This is a genomic window from Corynebacterium kozikiae (genome assembly GCF_024580965.1).
GTDB lineage: Bacteria > Actinomycetota > Actinomycetes > Mycobacteriales > Mycobacteriaceae > Corynebacterium > Corynebacterium kozikiae.
The window spans coordinates 1-21,811 of the sequence record NZ_JANIKJ010000010.1 but is presented as its reverse complement, the minus strand read 5'-3'; the positions used below and the strand labels follow the sequence as shown (position 1 = coordinate 21,811).

Genomic DNA, 21,811 nt, shown 5'->3' with positions numbered 1-21,811 from the left:
TGGGCTCGGCGCCGCCTTTGCCCCCCTTATCCACACCACCGCAAACAACATGCTTTAGCACTGAAAATACAACTTTGTAAGCTCAGTCACACCGCGGGAGAAAGGGGGTAATTCTTCCCGATGCATCTCCCCCTTTCGGGTGTAGCTCGACTACTCGGTCCCAACAGGTCCTCAACAGGGTGCCAAAGCCCTGAGGTGCACATGCAAAAACCGCGCCCAGCAAACGCTGGCGCGGCTACAGCAAGTGACGGCAAATCCCCTAGCTCACGTAGGTCACCTTTGCGGTGATAACCCCATAGACCTCGCAGGCGAGCACAACCACCAGAGCGAGCACCACGGTCACAAAAAGGGCGATCGGATCGTAGAAGGTCATATCTCGGATGAAGTAGAACACGATGATCACCGCAACGATCTTCACCAGCCAGCTCCCCAGAACCACAGCACCGGTGGTGGAAGCGCTAGTGTTCGCGGTGAGTAGCACGCTGAGCACGGTCAGCAACACGAAACTACCGCCAATCGCCGCACCAATGAGTACGCCCCAAATTCCTGGCAGGTCACGCAGCGCTCCCCAGAGAGACAAACTCATCAAAGTGATCACCACAAGGGCAACGCTGCCAAACTTTAATGCCCGCAAAAGGGGGCGGCGCTGATCATCGTATTGCGAAATCTCGCCCGTTTTCTCCCCCACTGCGCTGGCATTTGGCGCGGGAGTCACCGGGACATTTTCTACATTTCCGGCGTTTTGGGAATTTTCTTGCTCATTGGTGCTCACGGTTGATCAATCCTACACATCGCTGGAAATTAATTGCTTTCAAGGCTTTCCTGTGCCGCTCGCTGCACGGGCCGCCAGGTGATGCCTACCGCGGCCGCAATAGCTACGACCACACCGGTGGTTGCCACCGCAGGTGGGACAACGGAGTAGCTCACTGCACCGAAGGCCACCACCATCACCCAGGTATAGAGCACCAGCACCACCCGGCGGTGCGTGTGTCCAAGGGAAAGGAGGCGGTGGTGCAGGTGCATCTTGTCCGCGGAAAAAGGTGACTGGCCACGGCGGACCCTGCGGACAACGGCCATCACAAGGTCGAGCAGCGGCACAAATACCGCCGCGATGACCACGATCATGGGGCTCATGAGGGCAATAATGTCCACCGTGCCGTAGAGGCTCATGTCAATCTTGCCACTGGCGGAGGTGGAGGCCGCAGCCAGCATGAGACCGATGAGCATAGAACCGGAATCGCCCATGAAGATCCTGGCGGGCTCGAAGTTGTGGGGCAGGAAGCCTGCGCACATCCCCACCACTGCGGCGGCGATGATCGCCGGTGGGTAGGCAGACACCATGCCGCCCTGGTCATGGAGGATGGTCAGCGAGAACACCAAAATCGCGCCCGCAGCGATCATGCCCAGACCCGCAGCTAGGCCATCAAGGCCATCCACAAAGTTGATTGCATTGATCAAGGTCACGGTGAACAGCACGGTGATTACGGTAGAGGCCACCTGGTCCAACACGATGGTGGTTCCCCCACCAAAGGGCACGTAGAGCACAGTCCAGTTGATGCCGAGCAGGCTCATCACCACTCCGGCCAGCACTTGGCCAGTGAGTTTGGTGATTGCGTCGAGTTCATAGAGGTCATCGATCACGCCCACCAGCACAATCACGAACGCCCCCCACACCACGGCATTCATCTCTGGCGTCACGGGCTGGAAGCCGCGAGTCAAGGCAGGAAACTGGTCCGCTACGAAAATTGCGGAAAGCGCCCCGGAGAACATTGCCACTCCACCGATTCGCGGGGTGGGTTGCTTGTGGACGTCACGTTCGCGGATCTCCGCCATGTGCCCAGAGCGCACCATGATGCTGCGCACAATGCCGGTGGTGATGAAGGTAAGCGCTGCCGCTACCAGGATCACCAACCCGAGTTCGCGCAGCGGGACGCCGGCCACCCCCATCTATCGCAGGGCCTCTACGTCCAGCTCAAGTACCTCTGCAATCCGCTCAGCGCTGATCGCACCTTCACGGAGAATGCGTGGGGTCTGCCCGGACAAGTCCACGATGGTGGAGGCAAGCCCAAGGGCGCACTCCCCGCCGTCGAGGTAGATCGCTACGGATTCGCCGAGCTGTTCCTTGGCGGCATGCACTGTTGCCGGTGGGGTCTGCCCAGAGATGTTGGCGCTGGACACAGCCATTGGGCCAGTCCGGCGCAGCAGCTCGATCGCCACGGGATGCAGCGGCATGCGCAGCATCACAGTGCCGCGAGTATCGCCGAGGTTCCAGGGCAGGCTTGGGGCCTGCGGCACAACGAGCGAAAGCCCACCTGGCCAAAATGCTTCAATGAGCGTGCGCAGCTGCGTGTCAAAGGTGTGCACGAGCCCCCGGGCGGTATCCCAACTGCCCACGAGCACCGGCACCGGCATGTCTGGGCCACGGCGTTTGGTTTCCAAGAGTTTGGCTACCGCGCGGTTATCAAACGCATTGCACCCCAGGCCGTACAGGGTATCCGTGGGCATCACTACAAGGCGCCCGGACTCCACTGCGTCCACAGCGGCGGAAATGCCGGCCTCGCGCGATTGTGCATCCGCGCAGTCATAAATCCTGCTCAACGCTTCACTCCATCATCGATTGAAGGCTTGGTTTGTGCTTTATCTGCACTTACCTTACTCGCCATCACAAATCGCTCGCGCCCGGCGAGGTCGCGAACATTTGAAATATCGTCAAATTGCCCAGATTCCGCAAACAGCTCTCGGGTTGCTTGGGCTCTGGAGTCGTCGTGTTCCACCCCAACTACGCCACCCGGTACCAGCAGCGCGGCGGCGATTGGCACCCATTGTTGTAGAAAATCCATACCGCTTTGCCCGGAGAACACGGCCATGTGGGGGTCGTGGTACACCTCGGGCTGCAGGTCCTGCGACTCCGGCACATACGGCGGATTGCACACCAGCACGTTCACGCGCCCGAGCAGGTCCCCATAGGTCTCCAGGTCCAGGGCGTCCCCTCGAATCAGGGTCGCCCTCCCCGCGAGGTTTCGCTCAGCGTAGCTCGCGGCCGCCTCGGAAAGCTCCACGGCATAGACGCTCGCTTTCCGACGTTCACCGGCGACGTACGCAGCAATGGCTCCAGTGCCGGTGCAGACATCAAGCACCAGCGCACCGTCGAAGGCCTGCTGGGCAGCCCAGTGCGCCAGCAGCTCGGTTTCGGGGCGAGGGATGAACACACCCTCCCCTACCTGCATCTCGTGCGGGCCAAACCATGCGCGGCCCAGCAGATGTTGGAGGGGGACGCGCTGGGCTCGTCGTTCCACGAGCTCTTTGTAGCGCCGTGTGAACTCCGCATCCATCTGCTCGCGGCGGCGCAGGCCCACCTGGTTGTCCGGGATGCCCAGGAGGTGCGCGGCAAGCGCGATGGCGTCGACGCGCGGCGAGGCCACCCCGGATGCTTCCAGGATGGCCTCTGCTTGGCGCAGTTGCTCGTGCAACACTGGCAAAATCCCCGGTTAGGAGGCTTCTGCCTCAAGGCGCTCGGCGCGCTCGGCTGCCTGTAGGGCGCTGAAGAGATCGCCCAAGTCACCGCCCAGCACCGAGTCAAGGTTGTTCGCCTTGTAGCCAATGCGGTGGTCGGTGATCCGGTTTTCCGGCCAGTTGTAGGTGCGGATGCGCTCCGAGCGATCCATCGTGCGGATCTGCGCGGCGCGCCCCTCTGCGGCCTCAGCGTTGGCCTGCTCCTCGGCGAGGGCCTGCAGACGAGCTGCAAGCACTTGCATGGCGCGAGCCTTGTTCTGGATCTGCGAACGCTCCTTCTGGCAGGTCACCACAATTCCCGTGGGCAGGTGCGTAATACGCACTGCGGAGTCCGTGGTGTTCACACCCTGGCCACCCTTGCCGGAGGAACGGTACACGTCCACGCGGAGGTCCTTGTCATCGATCTCTACCTCGCCTACCTCGTCAGGCTCTGGGTAGACCAGCACGCCGGCGGCGGAGGTTTGGATTCGTCCCTGCGATTCCGTCACGGGGACGCGCTGCACGCGGTGCACACCGCCCTCGAACTTGAACTGGCTCCATGCGCCGTCCCGGGAGGGCTGCTTGGAGCGGATAGACATGGTCATGTCCTTTACACCGCCCAAGTCAGACTCTGCGAGGTCCAGGATTTCCGTGGTAAAACCGTTCTTTTCGGCATAGCGCTGGTACATGCGGGCGAGCTCGCCTGCAAACAGGGCTGCTTCCTCGCCACCTGCACCGGACTTGATTTCCATCACGATGTCGTCGCCATCATGTGGGTCGCGTGGCGCGAGCAGGTCAGCGAGCTGCTCCTCGTACTGCACCACCTCTGCCTCCAGGCGGGTCACTTCCCCTTGGAACTCGTGGTCCTCATGGGCCATTTCGCGGGCGTCAGCCAAATCCTCACGCGCTTGCACCAGCTTGGTGTTCACGTTGATGATCGGCTGCAGCTCCGAATAGCGCTTTGAGAGCTTGCGGAACAACGCCTGGTCATTCATCGTCTCCGGATCGGACATCTGCATTTCGATGCCCTGGTACTCCGCAACGATGTCATCAACCAATGAAACCTGGTTCGCCATTATTCCTCCTCGGCGTCAGCAGCCATTGGGGCGGAAGAGGCAACCTGCATCAGGAACTCACCGTTGTTCTTGGTCTTCTTGAGCTGCTTGATCAGCAAATCAATTGCCTGCTGATTATCCAGCGCGGAGAGGATGCGGCGCAGCTTGTGCATAATGCGCGCCTCCTCAGGGGCAAGCAGCAGCTCGTCTTTACGCGTACCGGAAGGATTCACATCCACGGCTGGGAACACGCGGCGCTCGGAGATCTTGCGGTCCAGCTTCAGCTCGGCGTTGCCGGTGCCCTTGAACTCCTCGAAGATCACGGTGTCACCTGCGGAACCAGTCTCCACCATCGCGGTTGCAATGATCGTGAGCGAGCCGCCATTTTCAATGTTGCGAGCAGCTCCAAGGAAGCGCTTTGGCGGGTACAGGGCGTTGGAGTCCACGCCACCGGAGAGAATACGGCCGGATGCCGGGCTGGAGTTGTTGTACGCGCGACCCAGACGAGTGATGGAGTCCAGCAGGACCACCACGTCTTGTCCCTGCTCCACCAGGCGCTTGGCGCGCTCGATGGCGAGCTCGGCCACGGCGGTGTGCTCGCTCGGTGGGCGGTCAAAGGTAGAGGCGATAACCTCACCCTTCACGCTGCGCTGCATGTCCGTCACTTCTTCGGGGCGCTCATCCACCAGCACCACCATGAGGTAGCACTCAGGGTTGTTGGTGGCAATCGCGTTCGCGATGTTCTGCAGGATGGTGGTCTTACCGGCCTTCGGCGGGGAGACGATCAGCGCACGCTGGCCCTTACCAATCGGCATGATGAGGTCAATCACGCGGGTGGTGAGGATCTTCGGATCAGTTTCCAGGCGCAGGCGCTGGTTCGGGTACAGCGGGGTGAGCTTGGAGAAGTCTGGGCGACCCTTCGCCTCCTCCACGGTCATGCCGTTCACTGAGTCCACGCGCACCAGCGGGTTGTACTTCTGGCGATTGCGGCCGCGGCCAGCGGTTTGCTCGTGGCCCAGGCGCACCTGACCTACGATCGCGTCACCCGCGCGCAGGCCCAGGCGGCGGATCATTTGGTTGTTCACGTACACATCCGCGGGCCCTGGGTGGTAGCCGGAGGTGCGCACGAATGCCACGTTGTTATCCACGATGTCCAAAATGCCGGCCACCTGCTGCAGCACGTCATCCTCGCGGACCTCGTTGTTCTCTCCATCGCGGTCGCGGCCGCGGCGGTTGCGTCGGTTCCTGCGACCGTTGCGATCGTTCCGATCGTTCCGGTCACTGCGGTCACTGCGGTCGTTTCGGTCGCTGCGGCGGTTGTTCTGAGCGGTGTTGCCCTCGTCTTGCTGCTCCCCCTGGGCACGCTCGCCGTTGCCCGCATCCTTGGAGGCGTCAGAGTCAGCGTGATCCTTGGCGTTGTCCTGCGGAGCTGCGGTATCTCGCTGTCCGCGCTGCTCACGGCGGGCGCGGTTCCGGCGTGCCCGGCGCGCTGCGGAGCGAGATTCGTAGCGCACCTCCTCGCTGCCGTTGTCGCCGGAGTTGTCGCCCGAATTATCGCTGCCTGGCTCAGCGCCGCTTTCAGCACGAGCTGCCTGAGCGGTGGCCTCGCGGGTGGCGTCGGTAGCTTGTGGCTGCTCCTGGGGCGCTGCGCTGCGGGTTGCACGACGGCGGCGGCCTCGTGGTTCCTGCTCAGCTTGTGCTTGCTCGCCGTTGTCCACCGCAGCGGTGTGTTCTGGAGCGCGCTGCTCTTCGGAAGCCGGCGCTGCTGCGCTTGCCTTGGTTGCGCGGCGTGGTTTGGAAGTCTGTGCGGATGCTTGGCCGCTTCCCCCTTGTGCGCCGGTAATTGCGGCGATCAGTTCGCCTTTGCGCAGGCCGGAGGTGCCTTTGAGGCCAAGTTCAGCGGCGATCTTGCGCAGTTCCGGCAGGCGCAGGGCAGCGAGGTTGCGCTGTGCGCCGTTGTCTGAATCAGACACAGGTGTCCTTTCATCGTTTACTGTGCACGCGGTTTGGTGTGGGCCGATTGCCCTGTGGACCCGTCGTGATGCATGTGGCGGCCTGTCGCGCCGCCGAACATGCTGCGGCATAGCGTTGGTTCAACCTTGCTTGTGCAAGGTGTTGGTTCCCAGCGCTCCCCAACGAGGGCTCGCGATGCACACCTTGCGGTGGGCAGGCGAAGAGTTGGTACACGAGTAAGATTTCTGTGGATGTGCTGTGCCAATGCTTCTGTGGGAACCCCCAAATGAAGACCCCAACCGAAGAACTGACACAAACCGTGATGCCACTTTGAACGTCACCCTCAGGTTTTTGCTGAGGGCCCCAGCGAGCCGGGCAATGCTGCTCAAAGCTATTTCTGGCATATTTTTTCAAAGACATTGCCGGCACCGAAGCACCACAAGGCGTTGCGCAGTGATTGCGCGTTGCTGTGTTGCGTTGAGGTCCCGTTTCCCTCCTTGTTGGGCAGGGAAAGCACTTCTTAAAGAGTGTGCTTGACGCAGTTTCTTGTTCAGGCTTGCTGCGTTGTTTGCAACTTGGCGCCCACGGGTGGGCCTTTAGTCTGTGCTCAAGTCTAGGGCCAAGTGTAGCGCAAGTTGTCCGGGGAGCTGCAACACGCGCCCCATTTTGCAAAACATCAATTCGGACAAGCACCTTGTCTCCTTGCCCGGAAGCCCATGCCCCGCTCACCGGATTGGCACTAAGGTGGTGTGCATGCGTTCAACCATGCAGGATCTCCCATTAAACCTTTCCCGCATCCTCCAATACGGCTCCACGGTGCACGCGGAAACAAAGGTGAAAACGTTTGACGGCGAAGTTCCTCACGAGACCACCTTCCAGGAAATTGGCGCCCGTGCCGCGGCACTTGCACACGCGTTGCGCGATGAACTTGGCATCACCGGGGACCAACGTGTGGCCTCACTCATGTTTAACTGCGCCGAACACCTGGAAACCCTTTTCGCGGTGGCCTGCATGGGGGCAGTGTTCAACCCGCTGAACAAGCAGCTCATGGATGACCAGATCCTGCACATCATCAACCACGCCGAGGATGAGGTCATCATCGCCGACCCACGCCTGGCCAAACAGCTCGGCGGCATCCTGGCGCAGGGCTGCCCCACGGTCCGGGCGGTGGTGTTCATTGGCACGCAGCCGCTTGCCGACGCCGCGCAGTACATCCCAGGGCACATTGAATGTCACCGCTACGAGGAGCTGCTGGACGCCCGCTCCACCGTATTTCGCTGGCCGGTGCAGGAGGAGCACACTGCGGCGGTGATTTGTTATTCCACGGGCACCACCGGCGCACCGAAGGGCGTGGTGTATTCACACCGGGCGCTGTATTTGCAATGCATGAACCTGCGCACCACGGACTCCTTGGCCGTGGCGCACGGACAGTCTTTTCTGTGCTGTGTGCCGATTTACCACATCCTAAGCTGGTGCGTGCCGCTCGCGGCATTCATGTCCGGCACCCCATTGGTGTTCCCCGGGGCGAATGTCTCCGCACCGCGCCTGGCTGAGATTATTGCTACGGCGCTGCCGCGCGTCGCTAATGGTGTGCCCACGCTCTGGATTCAGTTGATGGTGCATTATATGCGGACTCCCCCTGAGCGCATGAGTCTGCAAGAAATCTATGTGGGCGGCTCTGCCGTGCCGCCGGTGCTCATTAGCCTGTGGGAGCAGCGCTACGGTGTAGACGTGGTGCATGTGTGGGGTATGACGGAAACGCTTTCCATTGGTACCGTGGCCCGGCCGCCATCGGGTGTGTCCGGTGAGGCGCGCCAACGCTACCGCGAATCCCAGGGCCGCTTCCCTGCCTCACTGGAATACCGCGTGGTTAACGACGGCGAAATTGTGAGTTCCACAGACAGGAACCAGGGTGAGATCCAGGTGCGCGGCAACTGGGTGACCGGTCAGTACTACCACTCTCACTCCGAGGAACCGGGCGGCAGCGCCGCTGAGTTCCGCGCCAAACAGGTGGATGACGCCCCGGATCAGTTCACCCCCGACGGCTGGCTGCGCACCGGCGATGTAGGCTCCGTGACCAGCGACGGCTTCCTCACCATCCATGACCGCGCGCGCGACGTTATCCGTTCCGGCGGCGAATGGATCTACTCCGCACTGCTGGAAAACGCCATCATGGCGGCAAGTGAAGTGGTGGAGGCCGCGGTGATTGGCTACCCAGACAAGAAATGGGTAGAACGCCCCCTGGCTGTGACCGTGCTCTCCCCAGGCGTTGAGCGATCCACCGCCACCGCTGAGGCGCTGAGGGACAAGCTCCGCAGCGCTTTCCCCGCCTGGATGCTGCCCGAGTACTGGACCTTTGTAGATTCCATTGACAAGACCTCAGTGGGCAAGTTCGACAAAATTGATCTACGCACCCACCTTGCCGATGGTGATTTCACCATCATCGCGCTGCAGGGCCCGGGGTCGCAGGAAGGCGCTCCCAGAGCGGAGGCTGTAGAGGCTGAGGCCGCTGCGGAGGATGTGGAGGCAACAGAAGACTAAGCCCACCACAAGAACGGAACCCCACCAGCAACGATAGCTGGTGGGGTTCCGTGTAGCTCGCTTCCCTTGAGGCCGGGCTTACTTGAGCACCTTCACCTCAACGGGGCCGGCAACCTCAAGCGGGAGCACCCGAATGCCTTGCTCGCGTGCTTCGTCGAGCAGGCTCTGGGCCACGTCTTCCGTGCCAAGCACCATGATGGTTGGGCCTGCGCCGGAAAGATAGGCGGCGTACCCGCGGTTGCGCAGGCGGTTCACCCACTCGGCGGTCACGGGCATTACGTCTGCGCGGTACGGCTGGTGCAGGCGATCTCGGGTGCCCTCCCACAACAGCGAAGGGTCCTGCTGCAACGCTACGGTCATCACCGCGCAGCGGGACACATTAAAGCGGGCATCCAGGTGTGTGATGTCCGTGGGCAGCACACGACGCACCGCCTCTGTGGAAACGTGGAAAGAAGGCACAAGCGCTAACGCCTTGATGTCCGAGTGAACGGGGATGTTCACCGCCTTGAACTGCGGTTCGGTGCGGCCATCCACTGGCACCTCAGTCCAGGAAACCACCGCGCCGCCAAGCACGGAGGCGCCAGCGTTGTCCGGGTGGCCTTCAAAAGCGGAAGAAAGCTGCACCACCTGGGCGTCACTCAGCGGGAACCCGGCGAGCCCATTCGCCGCAGCCACGCCCGCTACCGCCGCCGCGGCGGAAGACCCGAGGCCGCGGGACTGAGGAATGTTGTTGTGGCAGACCACGCGCAGCCCTGGCGCGTGGACGTCGGCAGCCGCCAAACCTGAGCGGATTGCCTTCACAACCAAGTGCGAACCATCCAGAGGCAGCTCGCCCTGGCCCTCACCGAAGACCTCCACTTCAAGGCCAGAGGCGATGACTTCCACCTCAACCGTGTCATAAATGCCCACGGCAAGGCCAAGCGTGTCAAAACCAGGGCCAAGGTTCGCGCTGGAACCTGGGACGGTCACGGAAACTTTTTTGCCTACAGAAAGCTCAACGGACATCGGTCTACTCGCTTACCAAACGAATAACGGAATTGACGTGCTTCACATAGTCAGCCTTGGCGATAACCTCCACAGTCTGCGCCAACTCGCGCTCTGTGGCGGTGTGGGTGACCACGATCAGGCGCGCGCCGCCGTTCTTCTCCTCTTGGCGCAGGGTGCGCAGGGAAACGCCATGCTCAGCAAAGGTTTTTGCCAGCTCGGCGAGCACGCCCACACGGTCTTCGATCTCCAGGTCAATGTGGTAGCGGGTTGGCACGTCGCCGAAGCTCGCGATTGGCAAGTTCGCGTACGTGGACTCCCCTGGTGCACGGCCGCCGGTGACCTTGTTGCGTGCTGCACCCACAATGTCACCGAGCACCGCTGATGCGGTTGGGTTACCGCCTGCACCGTTGCCGTAGAACATTAGGCGGCCAGCGGCCTCTGCCTCCACGAACACTGCGTTGAAAGACTTGGACACACTCGCCAAAGGGTGCTCGCGGGGCACCAAGGTTGGGTGGACGCGGGCGGAGACGAACTCATTGCCCTCGGCATCCTTGAGGCGCTCACAAATAGCCAGGAGCTTGATGGTGTACCCTGCGGACTTCGCAGCCTCGATGTCATCAGCGGTGATTTTGGTGATGCCCTCGCAGAACACATCGTCGGCGGTCACGCGGGTGTGGAACGCCAAGGATGCCAAGATGGCGGCTTTCGACGCCGCATCGTGGCCCTCAACGTCAGCGGTTGGGTCGGCCTCCGCGTAGCCCAGGCGCGTTGCCTCTGCGAGCATGTCATCGTAGGAAGCGCCGGTGGAATCCATGGCGTCCAGGATGAAGTTGGTGGTGCCGTTCACGATGCCTGCTACAGACTGCACCTGGTCACCAGCCAGAGAGCGGCGCAGCGGGCCAACCACAGGAATAGCGGCCGCAACAGCAGCCTCGAAGTAGAGGTCCACACCGGACTCTTCAGCCGCCTTTGCCAGCTCCTCGGAGTGTGCCGCAACCAGAGCCTTGTTTGCGGTCACCACGGACTTGCCACCTCGCAATGCGTCCAGCACGAGCTCACGGGGGTAATCAATGCCACCGATGACCTCCACCACCAGGTCAACGTCGGAACGCGCGATCAGTGCGCGGGCGTCATCGGTGAGCAGGCCCAGCTCATCAGCCAGGGACCCCTTGTGCTTTTCCACATTGGAAACCGCCACGCCGCGCACTGCTACCTCGGCGCCGATGCGGTGGAAGAATGCGTCAGCGTTTTCATGCATGAGGCGCAACACCTGCGAACCCACGGTGCCGTAGCCAAGAATCGCAATACCAACCTGGGAGGTGGAAACGGCGCCTGTGGCGGCACTATTGGGAGCAGAAGTAGCAGTCATGGTGATCCTTCATTCGAGTTAACTGCCTCCCCGCGCTGCGCATGGGAAAACCATTCGCAGTGAGGAGACGCATTGTTGAACGGGGGTTTTCAACTGGATTTCAACAACGGTGAAACAACAAATATGGTGCATTCACCCGCGACTAACACAAAATTTGCGCTGCGGGTTATGAACTAAAGAGTGTACTGCATGCAGCGAAAACCGCGAATTATGCGGGGGATGCGGCCTCAATTTCTCAATTGCCAGCCTCAAGCGCAATCAAGTCCTCAACGGTCTGCCTGCGCAGCATGAGTTCCGCCTGCCCGCCGCTCACGCTCACCACCGCAGGTTTGGTCATCATGTTGTAATTGCTGCTCATGGCGTAGCAATAGGCGCCCGTCGCAGCCAGAGCCACCAGGTCCCCTTCCGCGATGTCCTGCGGAAGATCGGCATCGTTGATCAGGATGTCGCCGCTTTCGCAGTGCGAACCGACGATCCGCGTTGGCACAGATTCTCCCTCTACAGTCCGGCCCACAGCGCGGACGTCGTACTGCGCCTCGTACAGCGCTGGGCGGATGTTGTCACTCATCCCCCCATCCACGGCCAGGTAGCGGCGTGTTTCGGTGTCGCTGATGTGCACGTCTTTCACGGTGCCCACGGTATATACCGTCACGGTAGAAGGCCCAGCGATGGCCCGCCCAGGCTCCACCAATACCCGCGGCGGCGCCACACCGAGCTCCTCCGCTTCCGCGCGCACTGCCTTCAGCAAGTCCTGAGCTACCGCATCCACGTCCAAAGGTTGCTCGTCCTCGGTGTAAGCAATGCCGTAGCCGCCACCGAGGTCCAGCAGCTCCAGGTCCACGCCCAGTGAGTTATGGATTTCTCGTTGTAGCCCCAGCACGCGTTGCGCCGCCAACTTGAAGCCTTCAGCATCAAAGACTTGCGAACCCACGTGGCAGTGCAGGCCAACCAGTTTCAATCCTGGCAATTCGATGGCCGCCTTGGCCGCCGCGAAGGCAGAGCCAGACGTCAAGGAGAAGCCAAACTTTTGATCCTCGTGGCTGGTGGCAATGAATTCATGGGTGTGGGCCTCGATGCCAGGCTTCACGCGGACCAGCACCTCCTGCTCCTTACTCAGTTCCTGCGCCACCTGCGCCAAACGGTGCAGTTCAGTGTGGGAATCCAGCACCACATGGCCCACGCCCTCGGCAACGATGGTGCGCAGGAAGGCCTCTTCCTTGTTGTTTCCGTGCGCGGTGATGCGCTGGGCCGGGAACCCCGCTCGCAGGGCCACCTGTAGCTCGCCGAGCGAGGCAACGTCCAAGTTCAGCCCCTCTTCTTCCACCCACTTGGCAATCCGCATACTCAAGAACGCTTTGGAGGCGTAGTGCACGTTCTCCGCGCCGCCAAAGGCTCGCGCCATCGCCCTGCAGCGGCTTCGGAAATCATCTTCGTCCACCACAAACAGCGGCGTTCCGTACTCGGCGGCCAGATCAGCGAGCCCCACGCCGCCAATCTGCACCTGCCCTTCCACTCGCTGCGCGCCAATGGGCCACACGTGCGCGGGGATGGTGTTGAAGTCAGTCATAGTGGTGCGGGCTCTCCCTTGATCAGTGGGCGCGGAATAGAGTTGCGGTTGGAATTTGGCTGAACCACGCCCCCAAGGCCCAAGGCCTTAGAAGGCGCGGCTACTTGGGGGCGTTTCATTACATGCGCTCAGGAGCGCTCACACCGACCAAGCCCAGGGCATTTGCCAGCACCTGGCGGGTTGCGGCTGCAAGCGCCAAACGGGCGGTGTGGATTGGCTCAGCCTGCTCGCCCTGCTTTGGCAGGATCTGGCAGGAATCGTAAAAGCGGTGGAAGGTACCAGCCAGCTCCTCGGCGTAGCGGGCAACGCGGTGAGGTTCGCGCAGATCAGCAGCGCCCTTCACCACGGCCGGGAACTCGCCGAGGGTGCGGATCAGATCGCCCTCACGCTCGTGCACGAGCAGGCTGAGATCAAGCTCCGCCCCGGCGCCGGAGTTTTCCACGCCCAAGCCAAGCTCAGCCGCCTTACGCGCAATGGAGCACAGCCGCGCGTGGCCGTATTGCACGTAGTACACCGGGTTATCCGAGCTCTGGGATTCCCACAGCGCCAAATCGATGTCCAAGGAAGAGTCCACGGAGGAACGCACCAACGCATAGCGAGCGCCGTCCACGCCGATAGCCTCCACCAGGTCATCCAGGGTGATCACGGTGCCGGCACGCTTGGACATCCTCACTGCCTTGCCGTCGCGGACCAGGTTCACCATTTGGCCAATGAGCACCTCCACGCGGGAGGGGTCATAGCCCATCGCTGCTGCTGCCGCCCGCAGGCGTGAAATGTAGCCGTGGTGGTCTGCGCCCAGCATGTAAATGGCCAGGGTGTGGCCCCGGTCGAACTTGTTCGCCACATACGCAATGTCACCGGCAATGTACGCGGCATCGCCGTCAGACTTAATCACCACGCGGTCTTTGTCATCCCCGTAATTGGAGGAACGCAACCACCAGGCACCCTCAGATTCGTACAGGTTTCCATTTTCTTTCAGCTTGTTCACGGCGGATTCCACTGCCCCGGACTCGAATAGGGAGTTTTCGTGGAAATACACGTCAAAGTCCACGCCGAACTCATGCAGGGTGGTCTTGATGTGATCGAAAATGATCTGCACTCCGGTGGCGCGGAACGCCTCAGCCTTCTCATCCTCAGGCAGGTCCAGCACACCTGGGTTTGCGGCAAGTACCTGCTGCGCGATGTCCTGGATGTAGGCACCGCCATAGCCGTCTTCGGGAGTAGGCTCACCCTGCGCAGCGGCGATCAAGGAGTTGGTGTAGCGGTCAATCTGCCGGCCGTGGTCATTGAAGTAGTACTCACGGGTCACCTTCGCGCCTTGTGCTTCCAGCACGCGGCCAAGTGAGTCGCCCACCGCGGCCCAGCGGGTACCACCCAGGTGGATGGGGCCGGTTGGGTTGGCAGAGACGAACTCGAGGTTGATCACTTCCCCACTTAAATCAGTGGAGTGACCATAGTTGCTCCCTGCTTCCAGCACCTTGGCCACGATTTCACCCTGCGCCGCGGCAGCCAGGCGAATGTTCAAAAAACCAGGACCCGCAATTTCAGCGGATTCAATCTCCTCGCGCTGCGCCAGCTCATCAGCCAAAAGCTGAGCCAACTCGCGCGGATTCATCCCCACCTTTTTTGCAACCTGGAGGGCAATGTTCGTGGCGTAATCGCCGTGCTCAGGGTTGCGCGGACGCTCCACCACAACCGTCTCCGGCAGCGCGGCGGCATCCAAGCCGCGGGCAGCAAACACCTGCGCGGCAGACGTGGAAATGAGTTGAGAAAGATCTGCTGGGGTCATAAGGAGCTAGTTTAGCCCACAGGCTCAAACCCAGTTGACTCAAGCCAACCTCAAGCCAACACAGTCATGCCAGCAGGACCCCGGCAACTGCATGCCGCACCGCCGCGCGAGCGCCGTGCCCCCTAGGGGCGCTGGCGGCGTCGGCACCGCTGCTGGTTTTAGCCCACCACCATCCAGCCAAGGACTGGCGTGGACTGCAGGTACACCAGGATGCAGAGGTACAACAGCAGGCCTAGGGAGTACTTCCAGACCTCGGACATGATCACGCGCTCGCCGTTTTGCATTCCGGTGGCGTTGGCGGCAATGGCCAGGGTTTGTGGGCTCATCATCTTGCCAAGGGTGGCACCGGCGGTGTTCGCGCCAACCAGCAGCGTTGGGCTCACACCCACCTGACCTGCGGTAGTGGCCTGCATCTGGGCAAACAGGGCGTTTGCGGAGGTCGCGGACCCTGTGACCCATGTGCCCAACCAGCCAAGGACTGGGGAAAGCAACGGGAAGATCGCCCCGGTTGCTGCCAGGAACGCGCCGATGGAAGCGGTCTGTCCGGAAAGATTCATCACATAGGCCAGGCCCATCACCGCGGCGATGGTGAGCGCGGAGAAACGCATCTTGTACGCGCCCTTGCCCAGGTGGCCGATGCCCTCGGCAAAGCTGATCGCGTACTTGCTGTTCTTGCCGGTGAACACGTAGACGCACAGGGTGATCAGGCCGCAGATCATGAGGATCGTGCCTGGGGTGGACAACCAGTTGAAGTTGAAGATGGTGTTGGTCACGGGTTCGCCTTCAGCGTTCACCACGGCACCGTGGGTGACCGGCCATTCCACGCGGATGTCGGTGGCTTTGAGCGCGGCGGGGATGTCCACACCAAGGCGCCACAGGCTCGTGATGGAGAAGACCACCACAATGAGCAGGTACGGGAACAGCGCGAGGCCGGTCTGCTTGCCGCTGAGAACAATGGTTGCAGGGTCGATCTCCGAGGCCATCTCCTGCGGGGTGACCGGCTTCCATACGCGCAGGAACGCCACACCCACCGCGAGGGAAATGAGGCAGGCAACCACGTCCGTGAGCACGAAGGAGAAGTAGTTGGAGGCGATGAACTGCCCACCACCAAAGCTCACACCCAGCAGCAGCGCCATTGGCCACGTCTGGCGCATACCACGGACGCCGTCCATGATGAAGGCCAAGATGAACGGCACGATCAGCGCCACCAGAGACACCTGGCGCCCGGCCATCGCAGCAACTTGTTCACCTGGGATTTCCGCCAGCAAACCGCCGGTTGCAACTGGGATGCCCATCGCACCGAATGCCACGGGCGAACAGTTTGCAACAAAGGTCACGAGTACAGCCTTGATGGGCTTCAGGCCGATTGCCACCAACATGGCGGCCACAATCGCGATCGGGGCGCCAAATCCCGCGAGGGCCTCCAGAAGGCCGCCGAATGCGAAGCCGATCAACATGGCTTGCACACGCATGTCACCGCGGCCAATCTTGGAAAACACCGCGCGCAAGTCATCAAAACGGCCGGTAGCCACGGTGAGATCGTAAATCCACACCGCCATCCAGATGATGTACACAATCGGGAAGAGACCAAAGGCGGCGCCCTGCACAAATGCCATCAGGCTCAGCTCCGCGGGCATCCCAAACAGGAAGATCGCGGAGAGCAGTGCAACAACGGTACTTGCTAGTGCCGACCAATGCGCCGGCCACTTGAGCACCATCAGGAACACAAAGAACGCCAGCAGCGGCACGATTGCTGTGGCGGCACTTAAGCCCAGACTTCCCCCTACTGCGTTGGTTACCGCGGTAAACATGCGTCTCCTTTCACAGGCGCTCGCAGCGTCCCCTCTCGAAACCAGCCGGTGTACTGCGTGTGTGCGGGGCTTGACGGTGCGTTTCGACGCAGCCAAGACCCCAAGTCACAGCACTCCAGGGCGTGTTTCGGTGGAACGATCAAGCGCGCTTTTCTGAGCGGAAATGCACTCCGATTTCTGACCTTCCGGGGTGACCTTTGGGCTGACCTTTGGGGCTGACCTCTGGGGCTGACCTCTTTCCGATCTGAAGATTTCAAAATCTTTGGGAGGTCAATTGGGGTGGATGTTCCGCTCCTCCAATGCACTTGGTAGCCTACGCGCTGTCTATTAACTCACAACATTGCACAATTGTGCCCAATCCCACATTTTGGGCTTTTCGCTGGGATAGGGCCACGTTGATACCTCGGGCGGGCTCACTATTTGGGCCCCAAATTCCATTCTTCATGGAAAGCAAATCTGCTGGCAGGGCGCCCAATCGGGAATCGCCGCAACCCGTTGCACGCAGTTTTCACAGACGAAAAAGGTTATTTTGGTCACGCCTTTGGATTTTGCTTTCCCGTTCCCAAATACAGGTGTGAGATTTTATACAACGCCGGAAGGCAATTCACAGGAACGTCGGCAATACTCCAGAGAGTGCAATTTTCTGGATGCATTCACCTCATTTCCCGCTACGGGCTGCATCTGCGCTGCATAGCGCCGCAACGCTTCGATGAGGGCGCTTACCCGAACCGTTGAATACCCTTTCTCCGCCGTCCCCCATGGGCATTTCCACAACATTAATGTTTTGTAATTGCCGCAGGTAGAGGCCAGTTTTTGCGACGCAGCGTACTGGTTCGAACCGGTAGTATGGCAACAGACAGGCAAAGCACCTGCCGCGCACCCTACGAGGGAAATTTGCGTGACGGATTTATTTGCCGTTTACCCATTTTCCCAACGGACTAAGAAGGAGCCCCACCCATAATGAAAGTTGCGCTCTTTTCCACCTGCATCGGTGATGCAATGTTCCCCGATGCCTCCAAGGCAACTGCCCTCGTGCTTTCCCGCCTTGGCTATGAAGTGGTCTTCCCAGAAGCCCAAACTTGCTGTGGCCAAATGCACGTGAACACCGGCTACCAAAAAGAAGCCGTGCCACTGATTGAAAATTATGTTGAGGCGTTTTCAGATTCCTCGATTGACTATGTTGTTGCCCCATCAGGCTCTTGCATCGGTGCTGTTCGCGAGCAACACGAGCACATCGCGGAGCGCTACGGCTCCCCCGCTTTGCGCGACGGCGCCCGCACAGCGGCGAAGAAGTCACTGGACCTGCCCGAGTTCCTGATCGACGTTGCAGGCGTAGAAAACGTGGGCGCCTTCTTCCCACACAAGGTCACCTATCACCCTTCCTGCCACGGTCTGCGCTTCATCAAGCTCGGCGACCGCCCGTACCGCCTGCTTGAGAATGTGGAAGGCCTGCAGCTCATTGACCTTCCAAACAAGGAAGAGTGCTGTGGCTTCGGCGGCACCTTCTCCCTGAAGAACGCCGCAACCTCCGCTGCAATGGTGTCTGATAAATGCCGCAACATTGAATCCACCGGTGCTGAATTTGTCACCGGCGGCGATTCTTCCTGCCTGATGAACATCGCTGGCTCGCTTTCGCGCCAGCACGTAGGCATCCGCGCTATCCACCTCGCCGAGATCCTGGCCTCCACCAAGGAGCACCCATGGACCCCAACCTCGGCTGCTTACTCGAAGGAGTTCATGCTGTGAGCGTCCACCTTGGTACCCCAACCATGCCGCCTCGCGCCTCGGATACCTCCGAGCTGCGCCTCGGCGAGAACTTTGTCAAAGCCGCAAATGATGGCCTGAACAACGCCACCCAGCGCCGCAACCTCACCAAGGCAACCACCACGATCCGTGACAAGCGTCTGCGCGTCACTGCAGAAATCGAGGATTGGGAAGCACTGCGTGAGTCCGGCTCCCAGATCAAGCAGGATGTGGGCGCCCGCCTAGACGAGCTGCTGGTGCAGTTTGAGCAGGCCGTCACCGCCCGCGGTGGCCATGTCCACTGGGCCCGCGATGCGGAAGAGGCCTGCTCCATCATTGCCGGCCTGGTCAAGGAGACCGGCGAAGAGCATGTGGTGAAGATCAAGTCCATGGCAACCATGGAGATTGGCCTGAACGAGCACCTGCGCAAGGAAGGTATTTCTGCCCAGGAGACGGACTTGGCTGAGCTCATTGTGCAGCTTGGCCACGACCGCCCTTCCCACATCCTGGTGCCGGCAATTCACCGCAACCGCGCGGAGATCCGCGACATCTTCATCCGCGAGATGCCCAACACCGACGAGTCCCTAACCACGGAGCCAGCCGACCTCGCCGAAGCCTCCCGCATGTTCCTGCGCGAGCAGTTCATGAAGGCCAAGGTGGCTATCTCCGGCGCGAACTTCGGCATCGCCGAAACCGGCACCGTGGCCATTATGGAATCCGAGGGAAACGGCCGCATGTGCCTCACCCTCCCCGATACCCTGATCTCCGTGATGGGCATCGAGAAGATCCTGCCCACCTACCAGGATCTCGAGGTGTTCCTGCAGCTTCTGCCACGCTCCTCCACTGGCGAGCGTCAGGCACCGTACGTTTCCACGTGGACCGGTGTGACTGAAGGCGATGGCCCCCAGAACTTCCACATCGTGCTGGTAGACAACGGCCGCACTGCGGTACTGGCAAACGAACTTGGCCGCGAGGCACTCAAGTGCATCCGCTGCTCCGCTTGCCTCAACGTCTGCCCGGTGTACGAGCGTGCAGGCGGCCACGCATACGGCTCCACCTACCCCGGCCCAATCGGTGCAATCCTCACCCCACAGCTCACAGGCATCAAGGACAAGCACGATCCTTCCGCCTACCTTCCATACGCCTCCTCGCTTTGCGGACGCTGCAATGAGGTGTGCCCGGTGAAGATCCCGTTCACCGACATCCTCCTCGAGCTGCGCCACCAGAAGATCGAGACGGACAAGCCCAAGATCGAAGCCGGCCTCATGGGCGCGATGCAGCTCGCTTGGGGCAACGCCACGCTGTGGAACACCCTCACCAAGATGGTCTTCATGGGCCGCATCTTGGGTGGCACCAACCACAAGATCACCCACATGCCAAGCTTCTTGGCCGGCTGGACCAACGTCCGCGACACCGCCGTGCCACCAAAGAAGTCCTTCCGCCAGTGGTTCAACTCCGAAGAGGCCCAGGCATTGCTTGACGACGCGCGCAAGCAAGCAGGCACCAACGGCGAGCAGGCGAAGTAAAGGAAGTGCCAAACATGGACGCAAAAACAGAGATTCTTGAGCGCATCCGCAACGCCAACGCTTTGGCACACGCCCCAGAGCGTGTGGAGACCTCAAGGGACTACATCCAACACACCGACCTGCCCACAGACGAGTTGCGTGAATTGCTGATTGACCGCCTTGTGGACTACAAGGCGCAGGTAGTCCGCAGCTCAGCAGAGGACCTGGGAAAGACAATCCTGGAGGTGCTCAACGAGCGCGGCGCCAAAGACATCCGCTTTGCGCCAGGTCTCGACCCCGCGCTCTTCGAGGGTTTTTCCGGCACCGCCGAGGCAGACTCCACCTCCGTGGACCCACGCACCCTCAATGATGTTGATGCCGTGGTCACGGATTCCCACGTGGCAAGTGCCCAAACGGGCACGATCTGCCTGGAGTCCGGCGACCTCTGCGGCCGCCGCGCCCTCACGCTCGTACCCGACTGCCACATCTGCATCGTACGCATGGAAAACGTGGTGTATGGCGTCCCTGAGATGGTGGCAAAGCTCAGCCACGAGCTACCAAACACCATGATCTCCGGACCATCGGCCACCTCAGACATCGAGCTCAACCGCGTGGAGGGCGTACACGGCCCTCGCACCCTAATCTGCGTGATCGTGGATTAACCGCGAAACTCTACTCCCAGCAGGTTTGGTCAGCCACACCTGCTGGGTGCTAATATGAGCCAGGTTGCAATCCGCAATCCAAGTCTCCGTAGCTCAGTGGATAGAGCATTGGTTTCCGGTACCAAAGGTCGCACGTTCGAATCGTGTCGGGGACACAAAGGCACTCGGGGTTTTCGGACGTTTAGCCGATGTTCGTTCCGATAATTAATCTCCAGACCCCTCCGCGCCGACCGTCGGACTACCAGCGCCGATAAACGGCAAATACGGCCCCGGAATCTCGTTAATGAGGAGCCGGGGCCGTTCATATGTTCGATTTCACGTCCCTCCGGGCTTATCCGGCAGGCAGTTCAAGAAGTACATAACTCCCTTATCGACGACCCGAAGAGCCCGATGGACACCTACGACGCCACGCTGAAAGGCGTTGCCGCAGGTTGGGTTGATGAGGTCGCGGACCGCGTGCGCGTGGACGCTGCGACCCGGATGAGAACCCTTTTGACTGAAACCCGCACCGCGCGCAAGGCGTTGTCCGACGAGGAGCGTTCCCAATACGAGCACATCATCACCTCCGGCGCGGAGCCGCTAAGGACCGACTTCGTGCTGCTGAGCAAAATCATGGTGCAGCACGAGCAGGAACGCGCTGCCGACGGTGAGCTGGTTCGCGACAAGTACGTCTACACCGCTGCGACGTACACGGGCTGTGTCATCGCTGACGGAAATGGAAAGCTCCCGGTCGAGTTGAATACCTGGGAGCAGCACGTCCTCGAAACCGAGCAGGCGCACGATAAGCACCTATTCTGGTACCGCAACCCCTCTCGCGCCGGTTCGTCGAGTGTGGTGGTGCCCTACTTCTACGAGGACGAGTGGCGCACGATGTGCCCGGACTTCATTTTCTCCACCAAGCGCGGCGACGACTTGGAGATGAACATTATCGACCCGCACGGCGCGCACTTGAGCGACGCGCTGGCGAAGTTGCAGGGTCTTGCCTGCTACGCGGAGCGACACGGCGAGGCGTTCGGCCGTATCGAGGCAGTCGCCGAGATTGACGGACATACCGAGTCCTGGACATGCAACAGGAGGTTGTCCGCAACGTCGTGAAGAACGCGAACAGTGCTGTGAGCGTGTGCTCGTCCGACGTGGCGACTGACGGGGCCGACCCCCGGAAAGTAGACACATCGGGTGGTCAATATGATGGGATTATGTTAGCTCACGCGGTCTTGGCTTCAAACTCTTTTGGTGACAGGTATCCACACCAGGAGTGACGCCTTTTGGTGTTGTACCTTACGCAGAATCTAAATACCTGTTGCCTGCATTCCAGCATCGTGGAAAATACTTTCCGA

At 60.8% G+C, this 21,811-nt stretch carries 17 protein-coding genes and 1 tRNA gene; 6 read left to right on the top strand and 12 right to left on the bottom strand.

The annotated features are described in order from the left end of the window. Positions 1-259: 259 nt before the first annotated feature. The 6 genes from NQ018_RS07360 to rho all read right to left on the bottom strand — a co-directional run bounded on the left by NQ018_RS07360 (position 260) and on the right by rho (position 6,520). Positions 260-688, bottom strand: coding sequence for a Cg1360 family ATP-synthase-associated protein (locus NQ018_RS07360; RefSeq protein ID WP_257060119.1), 429 nt, complete (start codon positions 686-688; stop codon positions 260-262). A 113-nt stretch (positions 689-801) separates the two neighbouring features. Next, a complete protein-coding gene (locus tag NQ018_RS07355) occupies positions 802-1,947 on the bottom strand; it encodes an MraY family glycosyltransferase (protein WP_257060062.1) in 1,146 nt (381 codons plus the stop codon). After that, on the bottom strand, positions 1,948-2,598 hold the full coding sequence (locus NQ018_RS07350) for an L-threonylcarbamoyladenylate synthase (RefSeq protein ID WP_257037616.1): 651 nt from the start codon (positions 2,596-2,598) through the stop codon (positions 1,948-1,950). After that, positions 2,595-3,473 carry a peptide chain release factor N(5)-glutamine methyltransferase gene (prmC, locus tag NQ018_RS07345; RefSeq protein WP_257060060.1) on the bottom strand — a complete coding sequence of 293 codons (879 nt, stop codon included), beginning with the start codon at positions 3,471-3,473 and terminating at the stop codon, positions 2,595-2,597. Before prmC ends, NQ018_RS07350 begins: the two co-directional genes overlap by 4 nt. A 15-nt stretch (positions 3,474-3,488) precedes the next feature. Beyond that, positions 3,489-4,568, bottom strand: a complete 1,080-nt coding sequence (prfA, locus tag NQ018_RS07340) for a peptide chain release factor 1 (protein WP_257037618.1) — start codon at positions 4,566-4,568, stop codon at positions 3,489-3,491. Further along, positions 4,568-6,520, bottom strand: a complete 1,953-nt coding sequence (gene rho, locus NQ018_RS07335) for a transcription termination factor Rho (protein WP_257060059.1) — start codon at positions 6,518-6,520, stop codon at positions 4,568-4,570. The genes prfA and rho overlap by 1 nt, the downstream gene beginning before the upstream one ends. A 733-nt stretch (positions 6,521-7,253) precedes the next feature. On the opposite strand from rho, the gene NQ018_RS07330 reads away from it, so the two are divergent. After that, positions 7,254-9,041, top strand: coding sequence for a long-chain fatty-acid--CoA ligase (locus tag NQ018_RS07330; protein ID WP_257060058.1), 1,788 nt, complete (start codon positions 7,254-7,256; stop codon positions 9,039-9,041). A 78-nt stretch (positions 9,042-9,119) separates the two neighbouring features. On the opposite strand, the gene thrB is transcribed toward NQ018_RS07330, so the two are convergent. The 5 genes from thrB to NQ018_RS07305 form a co-directional block, all read right to left on the bottom strand. Next, the gene (gene thrB / locus NQ018_RS07325; RefSeq protein ID WP_257060057.1) at positions 9,120-10,046 is read right to left on the bottom strand and encodes a homoserine kinase; all 927 of its coding nucleotides are present in this window, start codon (positions 10,044-10,046) and stop codon (positions 9,120-9,122) included. A 4-nt stretch (positions 10,047-10,050) separates the two neighbouring features. Continuing rightward, positions 10,051-11,397: a homoserine dehydrogenase gene (locus NQ018_RS07320; RefSeq protein WP_257060055.1), complete on the bottom strand. Its 1,347-nt coding sequence runs from the start codon at positions 11,395-11,397 to the stop codon at positions 10,051-10,053. 235 nt (positions 11,398-11,632) lie between these two features. Continuing rightward, the gene (gene lysA / locus NQ018_RS07315; RefSeq protein WP_257060054.1) at positions 11,633-12,964 is read right to left on the bottom strand and encodes a diaminopimelate decarboxylase; all 1,332 of its coding nucleotides are present in this window, start codon (positions 12,962-12,964) and stop codon (positions 11,633-11,635) included. A 118-nt stretch (positions 12,965-13,082) separates the two neighbouring features. Next, positions 13,083-14,753, bottom strand: a complete 1,671-nt coding sequence (gene argS, locus NQ018_RS07310) for an arginine--tRNA ligase (protein ID WP_257060053.1) — start codon at positions 14,751-14,753, stop codon at positions 13,083-13,085. A gap of 158 nt (positions 14,754-14,911) precedes the next feature. Beyond that, entirely contained in the window at positions 14,912-16,564 is a 1,653-nt protein-coding gene (locus NQ018_RS07305) for an L-lactate permease (protein WP_257037625.1), read from the bottom strand. A 960-nt stretch (positions 16,565-17,524) separates the two neighbouring features. Here NQ018_RS07305 and NQ018_RS07300 point away from each other — a divergent pair. The 5 genes from NQ018_RS07300 (at position 17,525) to NQ018_RS07280 (ending at position 21,569) form a co-directional block, all read left to right on the top strand. Continuing rightward, complete coding sequence (locus NQ018_RS07300) at positions 17,525-18,310, top strand: (Fe-S)-binding protein (protein WP_257052202.1); 786 nt, start codon at positions 17,525-17,527, stop codon at positions 18,308-18,310. Beyond that, positions 18,307-19,833 (top strand): LutB/LldF family L-lactate oxidation iron-sulfur protein, encoded by a 1,527-nt coding sequence (locus NQ018_RS07295; RefSeq protein WP_257052201.1) that lies wholly within the window; start codon positions 18,307-18,309, stop codon positions 19,831-19,833. Before NQ018_RS07300 ends, NQ018_RS07295 begins: the two co-directional genes overlap by 4 nt. Positions 19,834-19,847: 14 nt before the next feature. Beyond that, the gene (locus tag NQ018_RS07290) at positions 19,848-20,474 is read left to right on the top strand and encodes a LutC/YkgG family protein (protein ID WP_257060052.1); all 627 of its coding nucleotides are present in this window, start codon (positions 19,848-19,850) and stop codon (positions 20,472-20,474) included. 82 nt (positions 20,475-20,556) lie between these two features. Continuing rightward, positions 20,557-20,629 (top strand) — tRNA-Arg (locus NQ018_RS07285). Positions 20,630-20,864: 235 nt separating this feature from the next. Then, positions 20,865-21,569, top strand: coding sequence for a hypothetical protein (locus NQ018_RS07280; RefSeq protein ID WP_257060051.1), 705 nt, complete (start codon positions 20,865-20,867; stop codon positions 21,567-21,569). Between the two features lie 109 nt (positions 21,570-21,678). Here NQ018_RS07280 and NQ018_RS07275 read toward each other — a convergent pair. Beyond that, positions 21,679-21,811 (bottom strand): IS3 family transposase (locus tag NQ018_RS07275; protein WP_373566918.1); only part of this gene is annotated, 133 nt, incomplete at its 5' end.

Bases quoted from the DNA above. Each gene is read 5' to 3' on its own strand.
- NQ018_RS07355 (WP_257060062.1), bottom strand. From the start codon at position 1,947: ATGGGGGTGGCCGGCGTCCCGCTGCGCGAACTCGGGTTGGTGATCCTG.
- prfA (WP_257037618.1), bottom strand. From the start codon at position 4,568: ATGGCGAACCAGGTTTCATTGGTTGATGACATCGTTGCGGAGTACCAG.
- NQ018_RS07330 (WP_257060058.1), top strand. From the start codon at position 7,254: ATGCGTTCAACCATGCAGGATCTCCCATTAAACCTTTCCCGCATCCTC.
- thrB (WP_257060057.1), bottom strand. From the start codon at position 10,046: ATGTCCGTTGAGCTTTCTGTAGGCAAAAAAGTTTCCGTGACCGTCCCA.
- NQ018_RS07320 (WP_257060055.1), bottom strand. From the start codon at position 11,397: ATGACTGCTACTTCTGCTCCCAATAGTGCCGCCACAGGCGCCGTTTCC.
- lysA (WP_257060054.1), bottom strand. From the start codon at position 12,964: ATGACTGACTTCAACACCATCCCCGCGCACGTGTGGCCCATTGGCGCG.
- argS (WP_257060053.1), bottom strand. From the start codon at position 14,753: ATGACCCCAGCAGATCTTTCTCAACTCATTTCCACGTCTGCCGCGCAG.
- NQ018_RS07305 (WP_257037625.1), bottom strand. From the start codon at position 16,564: ATGTTTACCGCGGTAACCAACGCAGTAGGGGGAAGTCTGGGCTTAAGT.
- NQ018_RS07300 (WP_257052202.1), top strand. From the start codon at position 17,525: ATGAAAGTTGCGCTCTTTTCCACCTGCATCGGTGATGCAATGTTCCCC.
- NQ018_RS07290 (WP_257060052.1), top strand. From the start codon at position 19,848: ATGGACGCAAAAACAGAGATTCTTGAGCGCATCCGCAACGCCAACGCT.
- NQ018_RS07280 (WP_257060051.1), top strand. From the start codon at position 20,865: ATGGACACCTACGACGCCACGCTGAAAGGCGTTGCCGCAGGTTGGGTT.